General features: G+C 65.8%; 17 protein-coding genes and 1 pseudogene. 5 read left to right on the top strand and 13 right to left on the bottom strand.

All coding sequences use genetic code 11. The annotated features are described in order from the left end of the window. Positions 1-256: 256 nt before the first annotated feature. The 5 genes from HNO53_RS19885 to dksA all read right to left on the bottom strand — a co-directional run bounded on the left by HNO53_RS19885 (position 257) and on the right by dksA (position 6,162). A complete protein-coding gene (locus tag HNO53_RS19885; protein WP_209474587.1) occupies positions 257-1,651 on the bottom strand; it encodes a sigma-54-dependent transcriptional regulator in 1,395 nt (464 codons plus the stop codon). Beyond that, on the bottom strand, positions 1,629-4,586 hold the full coding sequence (locus HNO53_RS19880; protein WP_209474585.1) for an ATP-binding protein: 2,958 nt from the start codon (positions 4,584-4,586) through the stop codon (positions 1,629-1,631). The genes HNO53_RS19885 and HNO53_RS19880 overlap by 23 nt, the downstream gene beginning before the upstream one ends. Continuing rightward, entirely contained in the window at positions 4,576-4,752 is a 177-nt protein-coding gene (locus HNO53_RS19875; protein ID WP_167119311.1) for a hypothetical protein, read from the bottom strand. Before HNO53_RS19875 ends, HNO53_RS19880 begins: the two co-directional genes overlap by 11 nt. A gap of 6 nt (positions 4,753-4,758) precedes the next feature. Further along, positions 4,759-5,637: a tRNA glutamyl-Q(34) synthetase GluQRS gene (gene gluQRS, locus HNO53_RS19870; RefSeq protein ID WP_209474583.1), complete on the bottom strand. Its 879-nt coding sequence runs from the start codon at positions 5,635-5,637 to the stop codon at positions 4,759-4,761. A gap of 87 nt (positions 5,638-5,724) precedes the next feature. Continuing rightward, positions 5,725-6,162: an RNA polymerase-binding protein DksA gene (gene dksA, locus HNO53_RS19865; protein WP_209474581.1), complete on the bottom strand. Its 438-nt coding sequence runs from the start codon at positions 6,160-6,162 to the stop codon at positions 5,725-5,727. A 228-nt stretch (positions 6,163-6,390) separates the two neighbouring features. Here dksA and HNO53_RS19860 point away from each other — a divergent pair, with 228 nt between their 5' ends. Further along, positions 6,391-7,551, top strand: a complete 1,161-nt coding sequence (locus HNO53_RS19860) for an aminotransferase class I/II-fold pyridoxal phosphate-dependent enzyme (protein ID WP_209474579.1) — start codon at positions 6,391-6,393, stop codon at positions 7,549-7,551. A gap of 8 nt (positions 7,552-7,559) precedes the next feature. After that, positions 7,560-8,318 carry a DNA/RNA nuclease SfsA gene (sfsA, locus tag HNO53_RS19855; RefSeq protein ID WP_209474577.1) on the top strand — a complete coding sequence of 253 codons (759 nt, stop codon included), beginning with the start codon at positions 7,560-7,562 and terminating at the stop codon, positions 8,316-8,318. On the opposite strand, the gene HNO53_RS19850 is transcribed toward sfsA, so the two are convergent. The 7 genes from HNO53_RS19850 to HNO53_RS19820 are packed head-to-tail and all read right to left on the bottom strand — an operon-like array spanning position 8,277 to position 13,163. Continuing rightward, on the bottom strand, positions 8,277-8,606 hold the full coding sequence (locus HNO53_RS19850) for a Rieske (2Fe-2S) protein (protein WP_209474575.1): 330 nt from the start codon (positions 8,604-8,606) through the stop codon (positions 8,277-8,279). The two genes, sfsA and HNO53_RS19850, sit on opposite strands and share 42 nt — an antisense overlap. A gap of 5 nt (positions 8,607-8,611) precedes the next feature. Then, positions 8,612-9,073, bottom strand: coding sequence for a DUF4426 domain-containing protein (locus HNO53_RS19845; protein ID WP_242597479.1), 462 nt, complete (start codon positions 9,071-9,073; stop codon positions 8,612-8,614). 37 nt (positions 9,074-9,110) lie between these two features. Continuing rightward, a complete protein-coding gene (gene metW, locus HNO53_RS19840; protein ID WP_209478727.1) occupies positions 9,111-9,713 on the bottom strand; it encodes a methionine biosynthesis protein MetW in 603 nt (200 codons plus the stop codon). Continuing rightward, a complete protein-coding gene (metX, locus tag HNO53_RS19835; RefSeq protein WP_209474573.1) occupies positions 9,713-10,870 on the bottom strand; it encodes a homoserine O-succinyltransferase MetX in 1,158 nt (385 codons plus the stop codon). Before metX ends, metW begins: the two co-directional genes overlap by 1 nt. Before the next feature lie 49 nt (positions 10,871-10,919). Further along, positions 10,920-11,510, bottom strand: a complete 591-nt coding sequence (locus HNO53_RS19830) for a YggT family protein (RefSeq protein WP_209474571.1) — start codon at positions 11,508-11,510, stop codon at positions 10,920-10,922. A 59-nt stretch (positions 11,511-11,569) separates the two neighbouring features. After that, the gene (gene proC, locus HNO53_RS19825; RefSeq protein ID WP_209474569.1) at positions 11,570-12,394 is read right to left on the bottom strand and encodes a pyrroline-5-carboxylate reductase; all 825 of its coding nucleotides are present in this window, start codon (positions 12,392-12,394) and stop codon (positions 11,570-11,572) included. Positions 12,395-12,452: 58 nt separating this feature from the next. Next, positions 12,453-13,163 carry a YggS family pyridoxal phosphate-dependent enzyme gene (locus HNO53_RS19820; RefSeq protein WP_209478726.1) on the bottom strand — a complete coding sequence of 237 codons (711 nt, stop codon included), beginning with the start codon at positions 13,161-13,163 and terminating at the stop codon, positions 12,453-12,455. A 78-nt stretch (positions 13,164-13,241) separates the two neighbouring features. Here HNO53_RS19820 and HNO53_RS19815 point away from each other — a divergent pair. Beyond that, positions 13,242-14,275: pseudogene (locus HNO53_RS19815) on the top strand (type IV pilus twitching motility protein PilT). A 31-nt stretch (positions 14,276-14,306) separates the two neighbouring features. Further along, the gene (locus HNO53_RS19810; RefSeq protein WP_209474567.1) at positions 14,307-15,449 is read left to right on the top strand and encodes a PilT/PilU family type 4a pilus ATPase; all 1,143 of its coding nucleotides are present in this window, start codon (positions 14,307-14,309) and stop codon (positions 15,447-15,449) included. A 13-nt stretch (positions 15,450-15,462) separates the two neighbouring features. Here the strand turns inward: HNO53_RS19810 and HNO53_RS19805 are convergent, their stop codons facing one another. Continuing rightward, the gene (locus tag HNO53_RS19805; RefSeq protein ID WP_209474565.1) at positions 15,463-16,593 is read right to left on the bottom strand and encodes an anhydro-N-acetylmuramic acid kinase; all 1,131 of its coding nucleotides are present in this window, start codon (positions 16,591-16,593) and stop codon (positions 15,463-15,465) included. Positions 16,594-16,706: 113 nt separating this feature from the next. Here HNO53_RS19805 and tyrS point away from each other — a divergent pair, with 113 nt between their 5' ends. After that, on the top strand, positions 16,707-17,906 hold the full coding sequence (gene tyrS, locus HNO53_RS19800; RefSeq protein WP_209474563.1) for a tyrosine--tRNA ligase: 1,200 nt from the start codon (positions 16,707-16,709) through the stop codon (positions 17,904-17,906). Positions 17,907-18,092: the final 186 nt, after the last annotated feature.

Genomic DNA, 18,092 nt, shown 5'->3' with positions numbered 1-18,092 from the left:
CGGATGTTGTTTTTCTTGCCTTGGTAGTTGCACGGCACATGCCAACAAGTCTTTTATTGCATGAAAATCAATAGCATGAAGTTTGCTCTCGGAAGTGCCCAGACGTTGCGTGGCTGATGTGTTACCTCCACTGCGCCATGTCGGGGCAATTTCTGGGTGGGAAGGTAACACCTGGTGCAAGCGAGCCCTGCGTGGCACGAAAAAAGCGCCTGCGGCGAGTCGGCCGAGGCGCTTGGACATTAGTCTTAGATGGACGTCATGCGCTGCTACGCCGTGCCTGCTTCTTGCGCGGGATACCGAGACGTTGGCGACGCTCCCACAGGCATTTGCGGCTGATGCCCAGTTTCTGGGCGAGCTCCGTTTCGCTCATGTGATCCTGGTGTTCCAGGACGAAGTGCTGGAAGTAATCCTCGAGCGACAGATCCTCCTCGTTCTCACTTTCTTCGTCCCGTGCCTGGTCGGTCGGTATCGATCTTGGCTCCACGACGCTGCGGTGCTGAGCGGCAGGGCTCGGGTTCAGCCCCAGGTCGTCGGGGTGAATCAGGTGGCCTTCGGCCAGGATCACACCACGCTCGAGGGCATTCTCGAGCTCACGTACGTTGCCTGGCCAAGGGTAGTCGCGGATTTCGCGATGCGCCGCGCGTGACAGGCGAAGCCCGTCACGCCGGTGTCGGCGACAGGCCTTCTCCAGCAGGGCGTCGGCGATCAGCAGGATGTCGTCCTCGCGCTCGCGCAGCGGCGGCAGATCGATCTGCATCACGTTCAGGCGGTAGTACAGGTCGAGACGAAACTCGCCGGTCTTGGACAGGGCTCGCAGGTCGCGGTGGGTGGCAGCGATCAGGCGCACGTCGACATGGCGGGTCTCGACCGAGCCGATGCGCCGGATCTCGCCCTCCTGAAGCACTCGCAGGAGGCGCGCCTGAGCATCCAGCGGCAGTTCGCCGATCTCATCGAGGAACAGGGTGCCGCCGTCGGCGGCCTCCACCAGGCCGGTACGGGCGGCACTGGCACCGGTAAAGGCCCCCTTCTCATGTCCGAACAGCTCCGACTCGATCAGGGTCTCGGGGATGGCGGCACAGTTGACGCAGATCAGCGGCGCGTGGATGCGCTGGCTCTGCTGGTGTATGGCGCGTGCCACCAGCTCCTTGCCGGTGCCCGACTCGCCCTGGATCAGCACGGTGACGTCGGCCGGCGCCGTCTTGCGAATGCGCGTGTAGACTGCCTGCATGGCCGCGCATTCGCCGATCATCTTCTGGCGCGAGCCGCCGGCGTCGGTAATGTCGGGTGGCGAGGTGCGGTGTGCCGACTGCTGATGAAGCACCCGGGCCACGGTCTCCAGCAGTTCGTCATGGTCGAAGGGCTTGGCCACGTAGTCCACTGCGCCTTGCTTCAGCGACTCCACCGCCGAGCGCATGCTGGCGTAGCTGGTCATGATCAGCACCGGCACCGGCGCGGCCTGTTCGATCAGGTCGGTGCCGGGCTCGCCGGGCAGGCGCAGGTCGCTGATCACCAGATCGAAGCCGCGCGGCTCCAGGGCCAGCGCCTCGTCCACGCAGCCAGCCTCGCTGACCTCGTAGCCGTGGCGCTCCAGCAGCCGGCGCAATGCGGTGCGGATGATGGCTTCGTCTTCAACGATCAGAATCCGGCTCATCGGTATCTTCGCCATCCTCTCGTTCGGTGGGCAGCCACAGGCAGATGCGGGTGCCGCGCTCCTGCCCGGGGGGTGGTGATTCGATCTCGATCCTGCCATGGTGCTCCGCCACGATGCTGTAGACCAGCGGCAGGCCGAGTCCCGTACCTTCGCCTGGCGGCTTGGTGGTGGTGAAGGGCTCGAAGAGGTGTTCGCGAACCCGGTCGTCGAGCCCATGGCCTTCGTCGGTGACGGTGACCTTCAGCATGCCGCCTTCCGGTTCGGCCGCGATGACCACTTCGCCCTCCGGCTCGCTGGCGTCTCGCGCGTTGCTCAGCAGATTGATCATGACCTGCTGCAGCCTCTGGGCGTCGCCGTGCACCTCGAGTTCGGCAGGGCAGAGGTTACGGTAACGGACATCCTCTCCCGAGCGCGCCAGCCGGATCAAGTGCAGGGCCTCCTCGGTGATCTCGGCGATGGATACGGGAGCCAGGCTGGTGCCCTTGACGTGACGGCCACCATGAGCGAAGCCGACCAGCGAGCCCACGATACGCGAAATGCGGTCGGTGAGTTGCTGGATCTGGTGGGCGGTTTCCAGTACCTCAGGATCGTCGGTGTCGTAGCGCAGGTTCTGCGCCAGCGAAGAGATGCCGGTCACCGGGTTGCCGATCTCGTGGGCCACGCCGGCAGCCAGCTGGCCGATCGAGGCGAGCCGCGCAGCGTGCACCAGTTCGTCCTCGAGCCACTTCATTTCGCTGTGGTCCTCGATCAGGATCACGGTGCCGCCGCGCACGTCGTCATCGGCCTGTAACTCGGCGCGATGCAGCGTCAGATAGCGCGTCCCGCCCTTGAGTTCCACCGCTTGCTTGTAGAGATGATCGTTGGGCTCGACCAAGGCGCGACCCAGCAGCTCGGCCCAGGGAGCCGGCAGGCCATCGCGGCGGGCGCCCACCACGCCGGCTCCGTCGATGCCGGAGAGTTCGGCCAAGGCGTCGTTCCACATCAGCAGTTCGTCATCGACGCCGAAGGTGCAAAGCCCCACCGGCAGCCGGGCGAGGATCCGACGGTGGTAGCGGCGCAGTCCGTCGAGCTCGCGCGCCAGACCGGTGAGTCGCGAACGATAGGCCTCCAGCCGGCTCTCGACGAAGTGAATGTCGTCGGTGGGCTCCTGGCCACTGCGGCGGTAGGGCAGGTAGCGGTCGACGATGTCCTGTGCCACCGAGGGGCCCATCAGGCCGGAGAGATTGGCCTGGATGCGGTCGCGCAGCCGGCGCAGGGCGTAGGGGCGCCCGTCGAGCGGCGACATGCCCAGGTCGGTGAGGGCGCGTTCCACTTCGCGCTGGGCGACGTCCTCGCCCAGCGCCTGGGCCAGCGGTTGCTTGAACTCCTCGCCGGTGGTGGCGATCAGCGGCAGTCGCTTGGGGCGGATCACTGCATCCACCGAGCATGCCTCGGCGGCGGCACGCTCTCCCTCGGAGGTGGGCGTGGCCAGCGAGACGATGATGAAGACGAGGATGTTGAGTGCCAGCGACACCAGGGTCACCACGTACCAGTCGGGCTCGCCGACGAGCAGCTCCAGGCCCGGTGGGATCAGGAGTAGAGTGGGCAGGCCGGTGAGCAGTGGCAGCCACAGCCCGGCGAGCCAGACCAGTACGCCCACGACCAGGCCCGACACCATGCCCTTGCGGTTGGCACCCGGCCAGTAGAGCAGCGCCAATAACCCCGGCAGGCACTGGGCCATGCCAACGAAGGCCGCCAATCCCAGCGTAGTCAGGTCGTGATGGACGCCCACCGTGCGATAGAACAGCCAGCCGCCGAGGATCACCGTGGCCATCAGCGCCCGGCGCAGCCAGCGCAGCCAGCGGTAGAGGTTGGGCTGGGCCTCGGGCGGATGGGCGACCAGCAGCACATGGTTGAGGATCATGCCCGACAGCGACATGGCGATGATCACCAAGGTGCCGCTGGTAGCGGCGAGGCCGGCGAGGAAGGCCAGTGCCTGGACCCAGAAGGCGTCGGAGAGGCCGAAGGCCAGGTAGGCGGCGCTCAGCGCCTCATGGCTGCCCAGCCGCTGGCCGGCCCACAGCAGCAGCGGCACCGGAAGCGCCATCAGCAGCAGGAACAGCGGCAGCGACCAGCTCGCCTGCAGCAGGGTATGGCGCGAGAGGGTCTCGGCGAAGGTGATGTGGAAGATATGCGGCATCAGCAGCGCCGTGGCGAAGAACAGCAACAGCAACGTACGCCAGTGGGCGGCGTCGGGCTGCATCACGCTGGCCTGATAGATCTGCCCGGGACCGTCCAGCCAGGTTTGCAGCTCGGCGGGACCGTCGAAGACGACGAACAGGGCGAAGGCGCCCAGGGCCAGCATGGCGACGAGCTTTACCACCGAGGTCAATGCAATCACGGCGAGTAGCGTGTCGTGCCGGGCGGGCCCCTTGCCGTGGCGCGCACCGAAGATCATCGCAAACAGTGCGATCAGCATGCATAGCGCGAGCGCGAGCAGGGCCGGTGAGGTGGCGCCGGTCATCAGCTGGATGGCGTCGCCCAGGGTCTGGACCTGCAGTGCCAGCAACGGCAGGACCGCCAGCAGGCTGATCACGGTGATCAGGGTGCCCACCCAGCGCGAGCGGAAGCGGAAGGCGAACAGGTCGGCCAGCGAGGCGAGCTGGTGGGTGCGGGCCATGCGCTGGATCGGCACCAGCAGCACCGGGGCAAGCAGGAACGCCCCTGCCGCGCCGAGGTAGTAGGTGAGATAGCCATAGCCCGACTCGGCGGCCAGCTCCAGGCTGCCGTAGACCGCCCAGGCGCTGGCGTAGACGCCAAGGGCCAGGGTATAGACGGCGGGGTGACGGGTCACTCTGCGGCTGAGCCAGCCCCGCTCCGCCGCCAGGGCGCAGAGAAACATCAGCAGCAGGTAACCGGTGCCCAGGAAGAAGACGCTGGTCAGGCTAGCGTTCATCGAGCTTCCTCTTCTGTTCCAGCCATAGCGTCAAGGCGATCAGAACCCCCCAGATGACGAAGGGGCGATACCAGGCCACGCCGGGACTCGACCAGCCGCTCATCAGCAGCGGCGAGAGCAGGTAGCCGCCGAAGACCAGGAACAGCATGATGCGATAGACGTACATGAACTCCTACTCCCTGCGCTGGGCGTCGGCGATGATGCGCCGGGGCTCCCAGTGAGCGATCGCCCAGGCCAGCTGCTCGTTCACGCTTGTCGTGTTCAGCGTATCGGGCGGGGCCTGGTCGAGAGCCACGAGGGCGCGATGGAGCAAGGGTCGCACCGCGCCATCCTCGAGCGGCAGTGCCGGCGCCAGGTTCTGCTTGGACAGCTTCTGGCCTTCACGGTTGACGATCAAGGGCAGGTGGAGGTAGCGCGGTTCGGGCAGGCCCAGCGCCTGCTGCAACTGGCGCTGCCAGGGCGTGTTGTCGAGCAGGTCGTAGCCACGCACCACGTCGCTGATGCCCTGGTCGGCGTCGTCTACCACCACGGCAAGCTGGTAGGCCCACAGCCCATCCTTGCGTTTGAGCACCACGTCGCCGAGCTGGGCCGGGTCGAAGCGCTGTTCGCCGAACAGCCTGTCCTGCCAGATCACCGGGCGCAGGCCGAGATCGCTGCGCAGGCGCCAGGCCAGCGGCTGGTTCGGCTCGCACACGCCGTTGCGGCACCAGCCGGGATAGATCGGATAGCCGCGCCACTGCTTGCGTGAGCAGCTGCAGGCATAGGCCAGCCCTCGGGCCTTCAAGCGTTCCAGGGCGGCGGCATAGGCGGTGTCGCGGTCGTGCTGCCAGAGCACCGGGCCGTCCCAATGCAGGCCGAAAGCCTCCAACTGGCGCAGGATCATGTCGGCTGCTCCCGCCGGGCAGCGCGGCGGATCGATGTCCTCGATGCGCACGAGCCATTCGCCACCGGCGCGGCGGGCGTCGAGAAAGCTGGCCAGGGCCGCGATCAGTGAGCCGAAGTGCAGGGCACCGGAGGGGGTTGGAGCAAAGCGGCCGCGATAGCCGGTCATGGCAGGCTCCAGGCGAGGGTGGCCGACACGCAAACGGGCACCCAGCGGTGCCCGTTGCAGAGAAGAGCGAGACGCATCACGCCGGTATCAGCCGCCGAGCTGTTTTTCCTTGAGCTCGGCCAGGGTCTTGCAGTCGACGCACAGGGTCGCGGTGGGGCGTGCCTCCAGGCGACGGATGCCGATCTCGACGCCGCAGGCCTCGCAGAAGCCGTAGTCGTCCTCATCGATTTTCTCGAGCGTCTCGTTGATCTTCTTGAGCAATTTACGTTCGCGATCGCGGGTGCGCAGTTCCAGGCTGAAGCCCTCTTCCTGGGTGGCGCGATCCGCCGGATCGGCATAGTTGTTCGCCTCTTCCTGCAGATGACGCACCGTACGATCGACCTCTTCCATGAGCTCCTGTTTCCAGCCCAGCAGGATCTGTCGGAAGTGCTCAAGCTGCTGCTCGTTCATGTACTCTTCACCCGGCGCCGCCTCGTACGGGGTGAATCTTTTGGGCGCTTCCGTTTTCTTGTCTGCTACTGGCATGGGATTGCCTCATTACTTGAGTGACTGCTGATCAATACCCGCCGCAACATGGTGCAAGGTATCTCACGCCAAAGGCATGCTTGTTTATCGGAATTCTCCGAGTTTTGCAATACCCGGTGAAATCGGCCGAGGCCTCCCAGCGACCTGAATCGATGGTATTGTTTTTTGACCGCCGAAAGGGGAAAAGTGCCCACCGGCGGTTATCTTTCTTGCGCTCAGGAGTATGCCATGTCGTGGAATCCGCGCGTTGAACGCGTCGCGCCCTTCCGTGTGATGAGTCTGCTGGAAGCCGCCCAGGCGCGCGAGGCCGCCGGCCATGACGTCATTCATCTGGAGGTAGGCGAGCCCGACTTTGCCACCCCCGAGCCGGTGACGGCGGCCGGGCACGCAGCGCTGTCGGCAGGACACACCCGCTACAGTCCGGCCGCCGGCTTGCCGGCCCTGCGCGAAGCGATTTCCGGCCACTACCGCGAGCACTTCGGCGCCGAAGTCGACCCCCGGCGGATCCTGGTCACGCCTGGGGCTTCCGGGGCACTGCTGCTGGCCAGCCAGCTGCTCGTCGGTCCGGGTGACCGAGTGCTGATGGCCGATCCCAACTACCCTTGCAACCGCCACTTCATGGCGCTGGCCGGCGCCGAAGTGGATACCGTCCCTGTCGGCCTGGAGAGCGGCTGGCAGCTAGACGCCGGCCTCGTCGCAAGCCACTGGCGCAATGATACCCGCCTGGCAATGCTCGCCACGCCGTCAAACCCCACCGGCCACATGCTTGATGCGGCACAGCTCAGGGCGGTCGCCGACACGGTGGCGGCACGTCGTGGCCATCTGCTGGTAGACGAGATCTACCAGGGCCTCAGCTACGACCTCGAGCCGCTGTCGGTGGCGTCGCTCACTCCCGATGCCTTCGTGGTCAACAGCTTCTCCAAGTATTTCGGCATGACCGGCTGGCGCCTGGGTTGGCTGCTGGCGCCGCAGGAGGCCGTGGAGCCGCTGACCCGGTTGGCGCAGAACGTCTTCCTCGCCGCTCCCACCCCGGCCCAGCACGCGGCCCTGGCGGCGTTCACGCCTGAGTGCCGCGATATTCTCGAGCGGCGTCGCCGCGAGCTCGGGCGACGCCGTGACGCACTGCTGGCCGGTGTTGCCCGGCTGGGCCTGGCGCCGTCGCTGCCGCCCCAGGGCGCCTTCTACCTGTGGCTCGACATCTCGCGCTACAGCCGTGACAGCCAGGACTTCTGCCAGCGTCTGCTGGAGGAGGAGAACGTGGCGATCACCCCGGGGGTCGATTTCGCCGTGAGCGGAGGCGAGCACCATGTGCGTATGGCGTTTACCACCGGCGTTGCGCGCCTGGAGGAGGCGGTGAGCCGGCTCGAGCGCTTCCTGGCGCGGTTGTAGGAGGCGAGATGGACTATCCCTGCCTGGTTCCCGGCGTTTTGCTGCGTCGCTACAAGCGCTTTCTCGCCGACATACGCCTCGAGGACGGCCGCGAAGTGGTGGCCCATTGCCCCAATACCGGCTCTATGCGGGCAGTCAACGTGCCCGGCTGCCGCGTGTGGCTGGCGCCCAGCGACAACCCGGCACGCAAGCTGGCCTGGACCTGGGAGCTGATCGAACTGACCCAGGCCGATGGCAGCGTGGCACTGGCCTCGGTGCATACCGGGCGCACCAATCGTATCGTCGAGGAGGCGCTGCGCGCGGGTCGGGTACCGGCGCTGGCCGGCTACGCCACGCTCAGGCGCGAGGCCAGGGTCGAGGGGGCGCGTCTCGACTTTTGCCTCGGCGATGCCGAGCGCGACAGCGCCTACGTCGAGGTCAAGCAGGTAACGCTCAAAGAGCTCGATGGCCACGGCTACTTCCCCGATGCGGTCAGCGAGCGCGGCCGCAAGCACCTGCTGGCGCTGGCGGCCCTGGCCGAGCAGGGCCGGCGTGCGGTGCTGCTGTTCTGCGTGGCGCATACCGGCATCCGCGACGTGGCCCCGGCGGCGCATCTCGATCCGGCCTATGCCGCCACCTTGAAAGCCGTGGTCGAGCGCGGAGTCGAGGTCATCGCGCATGGCTGCCAGGTCGGCTGGCATGATGGCAGTCCGGTGACGATCGCGCTGGGCGAGCGTCTGCCGGTGTCACTCACTCGCCAAGTAGATGTTGCCCTCGGCATCGACTGAGATCGGCAGCGGTTCCAGGGAGCGGCCCTGGCAGGGGCCGAACACGCATTCGCCGCTCTCCGGCAGGAACAGGGCGCCATGCATGCCGCACTGGATCAGCTCGCCGCCCGCCTCGAGAAAATCCCCTTCCGGCACGTTCAGCGGCACCTGCTGATGCGGACAACGATTGAGGTAGGCGCTGACGCGGCCGTGTACCTGAACGAGAAAGGCGTGACGACCGTCGGGCAGCGTCAAGCCTCGCGAAGGCGAGGCATCCAACTGGGCAAGATGCGCGATGGCGTCGGACATCTTGCTCAGCGCTCGATATGGAAGCGCTGGATAAAGCTCACTTCGGCCGGCTCCCGGTTGCGGTCATAGCGCACATCGAGCGTGAAGTGCATCGGCTCGTCGTCGCGGATGCGAAACACCGCGATCTGCGACTGCGTGTCGCCGCTGCGCAGGGTGCGGAAGGAGAGCGGCGTGCGCTCGCTGCCCTGAACCTCGCCTACCGTGCCGCTGACCGATGCATTGACCGGGCGCAGCTCGCCGTCGACCTCCTCGAGCACGCTGACGTTGAGCAGTGCCATGGCAGGACTGCGCTGGATGCCATGGGCCTCGGCCACGGACTGGGGCAGGAAACTGGTACTCACGGCGCTGTAGTGGACCTGATAGTCACCCACCTGCTCGAACTGCTGGGCCTGCCCAGCAAGCGGTAGCAGGCCCAGCAACAGGGCAATGGCCAGGACACGATGGCGCGACACGATGCGTTTCAGCATGGCGCTCTCCTTGAACATGACGGTCGACGGCAGGGGGTCATTGGCGATTCTGGCGCTCGACGCGGAAGATCGCGATCTCGCCGAACAGGTTGGGCCATAGCCGTGTGGCCCAGTGTCCTTCATGATCGCCGATGCCCACGGCTCGGTCGGTGATGCGAAGCCCCTTTTCGCGGCACAGGTGCTCGAAGTCGTTGAAGGTCGAAAGATGGATGTTAGGCGTATCGTACCAGGCGTGCGGCAGCGACTTGGAAACCGGCATGTAGCCGCGAATGCCGAGATGCACGCGATGCCGCCAGTAGGCGAAGTTGGGGAAGGTGATGATGCACTCTCGGGCCACCCGCAGCATCTCGTCGAGCATGCGGTCGGGCCGGCGAAGCGCCTGCAATGCCTGGGTCATGACGACCAGGTCGTAGGCATCGTCCTCGAAGTTGACCAGCCCCTCGTCGAGGTTCTGCTCGAGCACGCTGACGCCCTTGGCGATGCAGGCGGTGATGCCTTCAGGGTCGATCTCCAGGCCATAGCCACTGACGCCCTTGTCACGCGCCAGGGCTTCCAGCAGGGTGCCGTCGCCGCAGGCCAGGTCGAGGATATGGGCGCCTTCGGGCACCCAGCGATGGATCAGCTCCAGATCGGCGCGCATCATGCGGTCTCCTCCAGGCCCAGCTCACGGGCGGCGCGGGACATGAAGGCAGCGAATACCGCCTGGTAGCGTGGCTCCGGCAACAGGAAGGCGTCATGGCCGTGGGGCGAGTCGATATTGACGTAGCTCACCGGCTTGCCGGCACGGGTCAGGGCATTGGCCAGCTCGCGCGAGCGCGACGGCGGGAAGCGCCAGTCGCTGGTGAAGCTCACCACCAGGAAGGGGCATTGGCTGGGCGCGACGGCTTCGGCCAGCACGCCACCGTGTTCTGCTGCCGGGTCGAAGTAGTCCAAGGCCTTGGTCATCAGCAGGTAGGTGTTGGCGTCGAAGGTGGTGGAGAAGGTGTCGCCCTGGTAGCGCAGGTAGGACTCGACCTGGAACTCGACGTCGTAGCCGAAGTTCAGGTCCTCGCTGCGCAGATCGCGGCCGAACTTGGTGCCCATGGCGTCTTCCGAGAGGTAGGTGATGTGCCCTACCATGCGCGCCAGCTTGAGGCCGCGGCGTGGCGCCGTGTCGTGCTCGGCGTACCAGCCCTCGTGGAAGTCGGGATCCGAGCGAATCGCCTGGCGTGCGACCTCGTTGAAAGCGATATTCTGTGCCGAGAGCTTGGGCGTGGCAGCGATGATCACGGCGTTGGCAACCCGCTCGGGATAGAGTCGGCACCACTGCAGTGCCTGCATGCCGCCCAGGCTGCCGCCGATCACTGCGGCGAAACGCTCGATGCCCAGGCGATCGGCCAGACGCGCCTGGCTGTGCACCCAGTCGCTCACCGTGACCATGGGAAAGTCGGGTCCCCACAGGCGTCCCGTGGCGGGGTTCATGCTGATCGGACCGGTGCTGCCGTGACAGCCCCCCAGGTTGTTCAGCGACACCACGAAGAAGCGGTTGGTATCGATGGACTTGCCCGGACCGATGTGAGCATCCCACCAGCCGGGTTTGCGCTCGTCGCTACCGTGATAACCGGCGGCGTGATGGTGGCCCGACAGGGCGTGGCAGATCAGTACCGCGTTGGAGCGTTCGGCATTGAGCGTGCCGTAGGTCTCGTAGACCAGATCATAGGCCGGCAGCGTCCTGCCGCAGGCCAGGGCCAGGGGGTCGTCGAAGTGCGCCGTCTGCGGCGTCACCAGGCCGACCGAGTCATCGGGGAACTCGGGCATGTGTCGTTCGGTGTCCAGTCGTTAGGGTTCGCCAGGAGCGGGCGGAGTCTTACAGGCCCACCAGAGCGCCGGCGATGCCGGCGGCACGCATCAGGGCGCCGACCACGATACCATCGATGAGGCTGATGGCGATGAAGACCACGATGGGCGACAGGTCGATCATGCCCAGCGGCGGAATGACCCGGCGAACCGGTGCCATGATCGGTTCCACCAGCTGCATGACCAGCAGCGCCCCGGGGTGGCTGGCGTTGGGCGCGACCCAGCTCAGGATGATCATCACGATCAGCGCGAAGAAGTAGATCTTGAGAATGGCATTGGCGATTGCCGCCACGGCGCCGATCGCCACCTGGGTGATGGGCGGCATGCCGAAACCGGCGACCTGCAGAATCACTACCACGCTCACCGCCTTGAGCACGAAAGCGGCGGCGAGAGTCGCCATGTCGAAGCGCCCCATCACCGGGCCGAGGAAACCCTGGAAAGGCCGCACCACCGGCTGGGTGATCTTGACCACCGACTGGCTGATGGGGTTGTAGTAGTCGGCCTGGGACGCCTGCAGCAAAAAGCGCAGCATCAGCAGGAACAGGTAGATGTTGATCAGGGTGTTGACCAGCAGCAGGCCGGCATTTCCCAGTTGGCCCATGTGGGCTCCTCCCTATCGTCGAGACGATCGCCCGCGGTCGTCGCGAGCGATCAAAAAGGCTAACGCTTGCCGAGTTCTTCGGCCATCTCCTGTGCCCGGGCGGCACAGGCTTCCATGGCCTCGGCCATGATTTGGCGCAGTCCGGCCTGCTCCAGGTGCTCGATGGCACGTTCGGTAGTGCCTCCGGGTGACATCACGTTGCGCTTGAGCCGGTCCGGGGGGAACTCACTGCTCTGCGCCATGCGGGCAGCCCCCAGGGCGGTCTGGATCGCCAGGCGTCGCGCCGTCTCGGCCGGCAGGCCGAGCTTGACGCCGGCTTCCTCCATGGCCTCGAACATCAGGAAGAAGTAGGCCGGGGCGCTGCCGGACACGGCGGTCACCGCGTCCAGCAGACCTTCCTCCTCCACCCATTCGGCAATCCCCACGGCCTCGAGCAACTCAGAAGCCAGAGAGCGCTGCTCGTTGCTTACCTCGGCGGTGGCGTAGAGGCCGGCGGCACCGGCGCCGACCAGCGAGGGGGTGTTGGGCATGCAGCGTACCAGCGGCAGACCGCCGCCCATCCACGCCTGCAGCGACTCGGCAGTCAGCCCGGCCGCCACTGAAATGACCAGTGGCCGCTGGCGCTGCAGGGTGTCACGCAGCCCCTCGCACACGCCGCGCATGATCTGCGGCTTGACCGCCAGCACCACGACATCGGCGTCGCGTATCGCTGTGGCATTGTCGGTATCGGTACGGATACCGAAGCGTTCGCGTAGCGGCGCCAGCACGTCGTCGCTCGGCGAGGTGGCAGTGATGGCGGTGGCCGGATGGCCATTGTCGATCATTCCGCCGATGATGGCGCCGGCCATGTTGCCGGCGCCGATGAAGGTGACTCTGCTGGCCATTGCGATCCGTCCTTCTGCTGTAAATAGCGTCCGGCTCGCACCGGTACGCATGCATCGTTCAACGATGCGATGTGTTGCGTGCACCGAAGATAGCCGTGCCCAGCCGCACCAGAGTGGCGCCCTCCTGCACGGCGGCCTCGAGGTCGTCGCTCATGCCCATCGACAGGGTGTCCAGCGGCGCCTCGGGGAAGCGCTTACGCAGCGCTTCCAGGGCCAAGCGCAGCCTTGCCAGGGGCTCGCGCTGGCTCGCCATGTCTGCGGCCGGGGCCGGAATGGTCATCAACCCACGCAGGCGCAGGCGCGGCATCGCGAGCACCGCGTTCGCCAGGCCCTCCAGCTCGTCGAAGGCAACCCCCGACTTGCTGGCTTCGCCGCTGGCGTTGACCTGCAGGCACACGTCGAGCGGTGCCAGGGCGTCAGGGCGCTGGTCGTTCAGACGCCGGGCAATCTTCTCGCGATCGATGCTGTGGACCCAGTCGAAGTGCTCGGCCACGGCCCGCGTCTTGTTGGCCTGCAGCGGGCCGATGAAATGCCAGACGATCCCTTCCAGGTCGGCCAGCTCGGCCTGCTTTTCCAGCGCCTCCTGAACATAGTTCTCGCCGAACTCGCGCTGGCCCAGCTGCCAGGCCTCACGAATCATGCCGGCCGGTTTGGTCTTGCTGACGGCAAGCAGCCGCGCTGCGTCGGCTGGGCGTCCGGCCGTGACCAGCGCCCGCGAGAGGCGTTCGCGAGCACTGGTCAGCGACTCGGAAAGCATGGTATCCGTCATATCAGCCACATGATCTCCGTCATGTCCGCAAGGTCTGTCATACTCGCTGGAACCTCTATCGGGGAGCTGGGGAATCGCATGGATATTACCGAACTGCTGGCGTTCTCGGCAAAGCAGAACGCCTCTGACCTGCACCTGTCGGCCGGATTGCCGCCGATGATTCGCGTCGACGGCGACATTCGTCGGCTCAACGTGCCCGCCATGGAGGACCGCGAGGTCCGCAAGCTGATCTACGACATCATGGGCGATCGGCAGCGGCGCGACTACGAGGAGTTCTTCGAGACCGACTTCTCCTTTGAAGTGCCGGGCGTGGCACGCTTTCGTGTCAACGCCTTCAACCAGGCCCGCGGCGCTGGCGCGGTATTCCGTACCATCCCCAGTGAAGTACTGACCATGGACGACCTGGAGCTGGGCGAGGTCTTCCGCCGCCTGGCGCTGCTGCCACCGGACTGGTGCTGGTCACCGGCCCCACTGGGTCGGGCAAGAGCACGACGCTGGCTGCGATGATCGACTATATCAACGATAACCGTTACGACCACATCCTCACCATCGAGGACCCGGTGGAATTCGTCCATCGCAGCAAGCGCTGCCTGATCAACCAGCGCGAGGTGCACCGCGACACACACGGCTTCGCTCAGGCGCTGCGCAGCGCGCTGCGCGAGGATCCCGACGTGATACTGGTCGGCGAGATGCGTGATCTCGAGACCATCCGTCTGGCGCTGACGGCCGCCGAGACCGGCCACCTGGTGTTCGGCACCCTGCATACCACCTCGGCGGCCAAGACCATCGACCGTATCATCGATGTCTTTCCCGGCGAGGAGAAGGCCATGGTGCGCTCAATGCTCTCGGAGTCGCTGCAGGCGGTCATCTCGCAAACGTTGCTCAAGCGCCGCAGCGGCGGCCGCGTGGCGGCCCACGAGATCCTCGTCGCCAATGCAGCGGTGCGCAACCTGATCCGTGAGGACAAGGTGGCGCAGATCTACTCGGCCATCCAGACCGGCGGCAATATCGGCATGCAAACCCTCGATGCCGCCCTCGCCAAGCTGGTGGCAGAAAACGTGGTCAATCGCGACGAGGCCCAAGCCCGTGCCAAGAGCGTGCTGACCAGCTGAGCGCCGAGACATCTGACAGGGGAGCGGAGAGATGAAAGCACAGGAATGGTTGGAGCAGCTGCTCGACATCATGGCCCGTCAGGAGGCCTCGGACCTGCTGATCTCGGTGCAGGCGCCGCCCACCATCAAGACCGCCGGCAAGCTCACGGCGCTGGGCGACCAGCGGTTGTCGGTGGAGCAGGTGCGCGAGCTGGTCAATACCGCCGTGCCGGAGGGGCTCAAGGAGCGCTTCCAGCAGGAGCGCGAGGCCAACTTCGCGCTGAGTCTCTCCGGCCGGGGGCGTTTCCGGGTCAGCGCCTTTCAGCAGCGAAACCAGTGGGCCATGGTGATCCGTCGCATTGCCTATGAGATCCCCCACCTCGAGGAACTCTCCCTGCCTGCCCAACTGGGCGAGCTGGCCAACCTCAAGCGCGGACTGGTGTTCGTGGTGGGTGGCACCGGTACCGGCAAGTCGACCACCCTGGCATCGATGATCCAGCAGCGCAACGAGACCGTGGGCGGCCACATCATCAGCGTCGAGGATCCCATCGAGTACGTGCATCCCCACAAGAAAGCGATCATCAACCAGCGTGAGGTAGGGATCGACACCGAGTCGTTCGAGGTGGCGCTGAAGAATACCCTGCGCCAGGCGCCGGATGTGGTTCTGATCGGTGAGGTGCGCACACGCGAGACCATGGAGCACGCCCTGACGTTCGCCGAAACGGGGCACCTGTGCTTGGCGACCCTGCATGCCAACAACGCCAACCAGGCGCTCGATCGCATCATTCACTTCTTTCCGCATGAGCGTCACGAGCAGATCTGGCTCGACCTGTCGCTCAACCTGCATGCCATCGTCGCCCAGCAGCTGCTGCCGACCCGCGACGGTGGGCGCGCCCCGGTCATCGAGATCCTGTTGCGTACACCGCTCATCGCCGACCTGATCCGCAAGGGCGACGTCGGCGAGATCAAGAACGTCATGGCCCGCTCGCGCGACCAGGGCATGCAGACCTTCGACCAAGCACTGTTCGATCTCTACAAGGCCGGCACGATCAGCGAGGAGGTGGCGATGGTACACGCCGACTCGGCCAACGAACTGCGCATGATGATCAAGTACGGCGACGAGAAGAGCGACGTGCTGACGAAAGCCCAGGACGGTGCCCAGCGGTTTTCGCTGCGCGACGACGACGATTTCTAGCCCTGCCCTGTTTTTAGGGCGAGTAGATACCGCCGAGGATTCGCGGGCCGGCGGCACCGGTGACGCTGGGCAAGTTGCCGGGCAGCCCTTCCAGGCGGCGCCAGGCGAGCCAGGCGAAGGCCCCGGCCTCCAGCCAGTCGGCCGGCCAGCCCCAGTCGCTGCTGGGCACCAGGGCGGTTTCGGGCAGGTGGCGGGCCAGACGGCCTAGCAGGTCGCGATTATGCGTACCGCCTCCGCAAGGGATCAGCGCCGTGGCAGGGGGGGCATTGACGATCTCTCGTGCCATCTCGATGCCCAGGGCCACGCTGGTGGCGGTTAGCTCCGCCAACGTGGCCTGGACGTCCTCGGCCCGCTCCTGTCCCGTCAGGTGTCGGCCCAGCCAGTCGAGATGAAAGACTTCCCGTCCGGTGCTGCGCGGCGGCGGGCGATGGAAGAAGGGCTCGGCAAGCAACCTCTCCAGCAGCGTTTCGTCCACTCGCCCCGAGGCCGCCCAGCTGCCGTCGGCATCGAAGCGGCCGCCGCGATGATGGGCATGCCAGGCATCCAGCAGGGCGTTGGCCGGGCCGGTATCGAAGGCAATGATCTCGGCTTTGATTTCCGAGGGTGGCAGCAACGTCAGATTGGCGAAGCCGCCCAGGTTGAGGGCCAGCTGCCACTGCCCCGCGCGCCGGAACAGTGCCTCGTGAAACGCCGGGGCCAACGGCGCGGCCTGTCCGCCGGCCGCCAGGTCGCGGCGGCGGAAGTCGGCCACCACCCGGCACCCCGTCAGCTCGGCGAGCAGGCTCGGGTTGTCGAGTTGCAGGGTATAGGCGGGGCCTTCGGCGTGACCCCAGGGCGCATGCTCGATGGTCTGGCCGTGGCTGCCGATCGCTTGAATCTGCTCCGCCGGCGTGCCGCTGCTGATCAGCAGCTTCGTCACTGCCTCAGCCTGGAGTCGGCTGAAGGCATCCTCGGCGCAGGCCAGTTCAGCGAAGGCGACCCGTTCAGCCTGGCACAGTGACAGCAAGCGCTCGCGCAGCGTGTCGGGCATCGGCTCGGCATGCGTGGAGAGCAGCCGCGAATGCCCCGACGAGTCGATCTCGACCAGGGCGGCATCGATACCATCCAGACTGGTGCCGGACATCAAACCCACGAATAGCGCCATCTCTTTTCCCCCCTAACGTGGCCGCCCGCGAGGCGTGAAGTCATGCTAACATCGTGCCCCATTCGATGGACCCTGCCGTGGGGTGGATCAACGCAATTGTGGAGTGGGAGACGATGACCGACGTCGCAAGCGCACTGGCGCTGCTGAAGCGAGGCACCCAGGAGATATTGCTGGAGGAGGAGCTGGTCAAGAAGCTCGAGTCCGGCCGCAAGCTGCGCATCAAGGCGGGCTTCGACCCGACGGCTCCCGACCTGCACCTCGGTCACAGCGTGCTGCTGACCAAGATGCGCCAGTTTCAGGACCTGGGTCACCAGGTCATCTTCCTGATCGGCGACTTCACCGGACGCATCGGCGACCCCACTGGCAAGAACGTCACCCGCAAGCCGCTCACCGAGGACGAGGTTCGTGCCAATGCCCAGACCTACAAGGAGCAGGTGTTCAAGATCCTCGATCCCGACAAGACCGAGGTGCGCTTCAACTCCGAGTGGTTCGGCGAACTCGGCGCGGCCAAGATGATCGAGCTGGCGGCCCAGAGCACCGTGGCGCGCATGCTTGAGCGCGACGACTTCGACAAGCGCTACAAGTCGGGCCAGCCGATCTCCATCCATGAGTTTCTCTACCCGCTGGTGCAGGGCTATGACTCAGTGGCGCTCGAGGCCGACGTCGAGATGGGTGGCACCGACCAGAAGTTCAACCTGTTGATGGGGCGTGAGATCCAGAAGCACTTCGGCATGGAGCCGCAGGTCGTCATGACCATGCCGCTGCTCGAAGGGCTCGACGGCGTGCAGAAGATGTCGAAGTCGCTGGGCAACTATGTCGGCGTCGATGAGGCGCCGGGATCGATGTTCAACAAGCTCGTCTCCATGCCCGACAGCCTGATGTGGCGCTACTTCGAGCTGCTCTCGCTGAAATCGAACGAAGAGCTCGAGTCGCTCAAGCGCGATGTCGAAGCCGGAGCCAACCCGCGGGACATCAAGATGGAGCTTGCCCGCGAGCTGATCGGGCGCTACCACGGTGAGGAAGCCGCGGCCAATGCCCACAAGTCGGCCGGCAATCGCCTGGCCGAAGGCGAACTGCCCGCAGACCTGCCCGAGGTGGAGGTCGACTTCGAGGGCAGCGACCAGGCGCCTATCGCTGCGGTACTCAACCGTTCAGGACTTGCCAACAACAGTGCCCAGGCCAAGGACATGCTGGGCAACGGCCGGGTCAAGGTCGACGGCGAAGTCGTATCCAAGGACCACATGCTCGATACCGGCAAGAGCTACGTGATCCAGGCAGGCAAAAAGCGCTACGCCCGGGTCACGCTGCGCTGAGCTATTCCACGGTCCCCCTGGCCAACTGATTGCAAGTCAGTTGTTCAACCGACGCCCGCCTCGCGCGGGCGTTGTCGTCTTCGTCCCGCACCGAAACCATCCACAGCCCCTCGTCTGCCAGCGCCTGTGGATAGCTCGCCGCCTGCGTTCTGACATCGCATCGCCACGCGTTTGAAATTTTTTTAC

Origin of the sequence: Billgrantia antri, assembly GCF_017868935.1 — a bacterium.
In the GTDB taxonomy this organism is placed as follows: Bacteria; Pseudomonadota; Gammaproteobacteria; order Pseudomonadales; family Halomonadaceae; genus Halomonas; species Halomonas antri.
Note: the sequence above shows the minus strand (reverse complement) of the source record. Positions and strands in the feature narration are given on the sequence as shown.

Coding starts and splice junctions, on each gene's coding strand:
- tyrS (WP_209474563.1), top strand. CDS start 16,707: ATGACCGACGTCGCAAGCGCACTGGCGCTGCTGAAGCGAGGCACCCAG.
- HNO53_RS19805 (WP_209474565.1), bottom strand. CDS start 16,593: ATGGCGCTATTCGTGGGTTTGATGTCCGGCACCAGTCTGGATGGTATC.
- metX (WP_209474573.1), bottom strand. CDS start 10,870: ATGCCCGAGTTCCCCGATGACTCGGTCGGCCTGGTGACGCCGCAGACG.
- dksA (WP_209474581.1), bottom strand. CDS start 6,162: ATGCCAGTAGCAGACAAGAAAACGGAAGCGCCCAAAAGATTCACCCCG.
- proC (WP_209474569.1), bottom strand. CDS start 12,394: ATGGCCAGCAGAGTCACCTTCATCGGCGCCGGCAACATGGCCGGCGCC.
- gluQRS (WP_209474583.1), bottom strand. CDS start 5,637: ATGACCGGCTATCGCGGCCGCTTTGCTCCAACCCCCTCCGGTGCCCTG.
- sfsA (WP_209474577.1), top strand. CDS start 7,560: ATGGACTATCCCTGCCTGGTTCCCGGCGTTTTGCTGCGTCGCTACAAG.
- HNO53_RS19880 (WP_209474585.1), bottom strand. CDS start 4,586: ATGAACGCTAGCCTGACCAGCGTCTTCTTCCTGGGCACCGGTTACCTG.
- HNO53_RS19885 (WP_209474587.1), bottom strand. CDS start 1,651: ATGAGCCGGATTCTGATCGTTGAAGACGAAGCCATCATCCGCACCGCA.
- HNO53_RS19875 (WP_167119311.1), bottom strand. CDS start 4,752: ATGTACGTCTATCGCATCATGCTGTTCCTGGTCTTCGGCGGCTACCTG.
- HNO53_RS19820 (WP_209478726.1), bottom strand. CDS start 13,163: ATGACGGATACCATGCTTTCCGAGTCGCTGACCAGTGCTCGCGAACGC.
- HNO53_RS19860 (WP_209474579.1), top strand. CDS start 6,391: ATGTCGTGGAATCCGCGCGTTGAACGCGTCGCGCCCTTCCGTGTGATG.
- HNO53_RS19845 (WP_242597479.1), bottom strand. CDS start 9,073: ATGCTGAAACGCATCGTGTCGCGCCATCGTGTCCTGGCCATTGCCCTG.
- HNO53_RS19850 (WP_209474575.1), bottom strand. CDS start 8,606: ATGTCCGACGCCATCGCGCATCTTGCCCAGTTGGATGCCTCGCCTTCG.
- HNO53_RS19830 (WP_209474571.1), bottom strand. CDS start 11,510: ATGGGCCAACTGGGAAATGCCGGCCTGCTGCTGGTCAACACCCTGATC.
- metW (WP_209478727.1), bottom strand. CDS start 9,713: ATGCGCGCCGATCTGGAGCTGATCCATCGCTGGGTGCCCGAAGGCGCC.
- HNO53_RS19810 (WP_209474567.1), top strand. CDS start 14,307: ATGAAAGCACAGGAATGGTTGGAGCAGCTGCTCGACATCATGGCCCGT.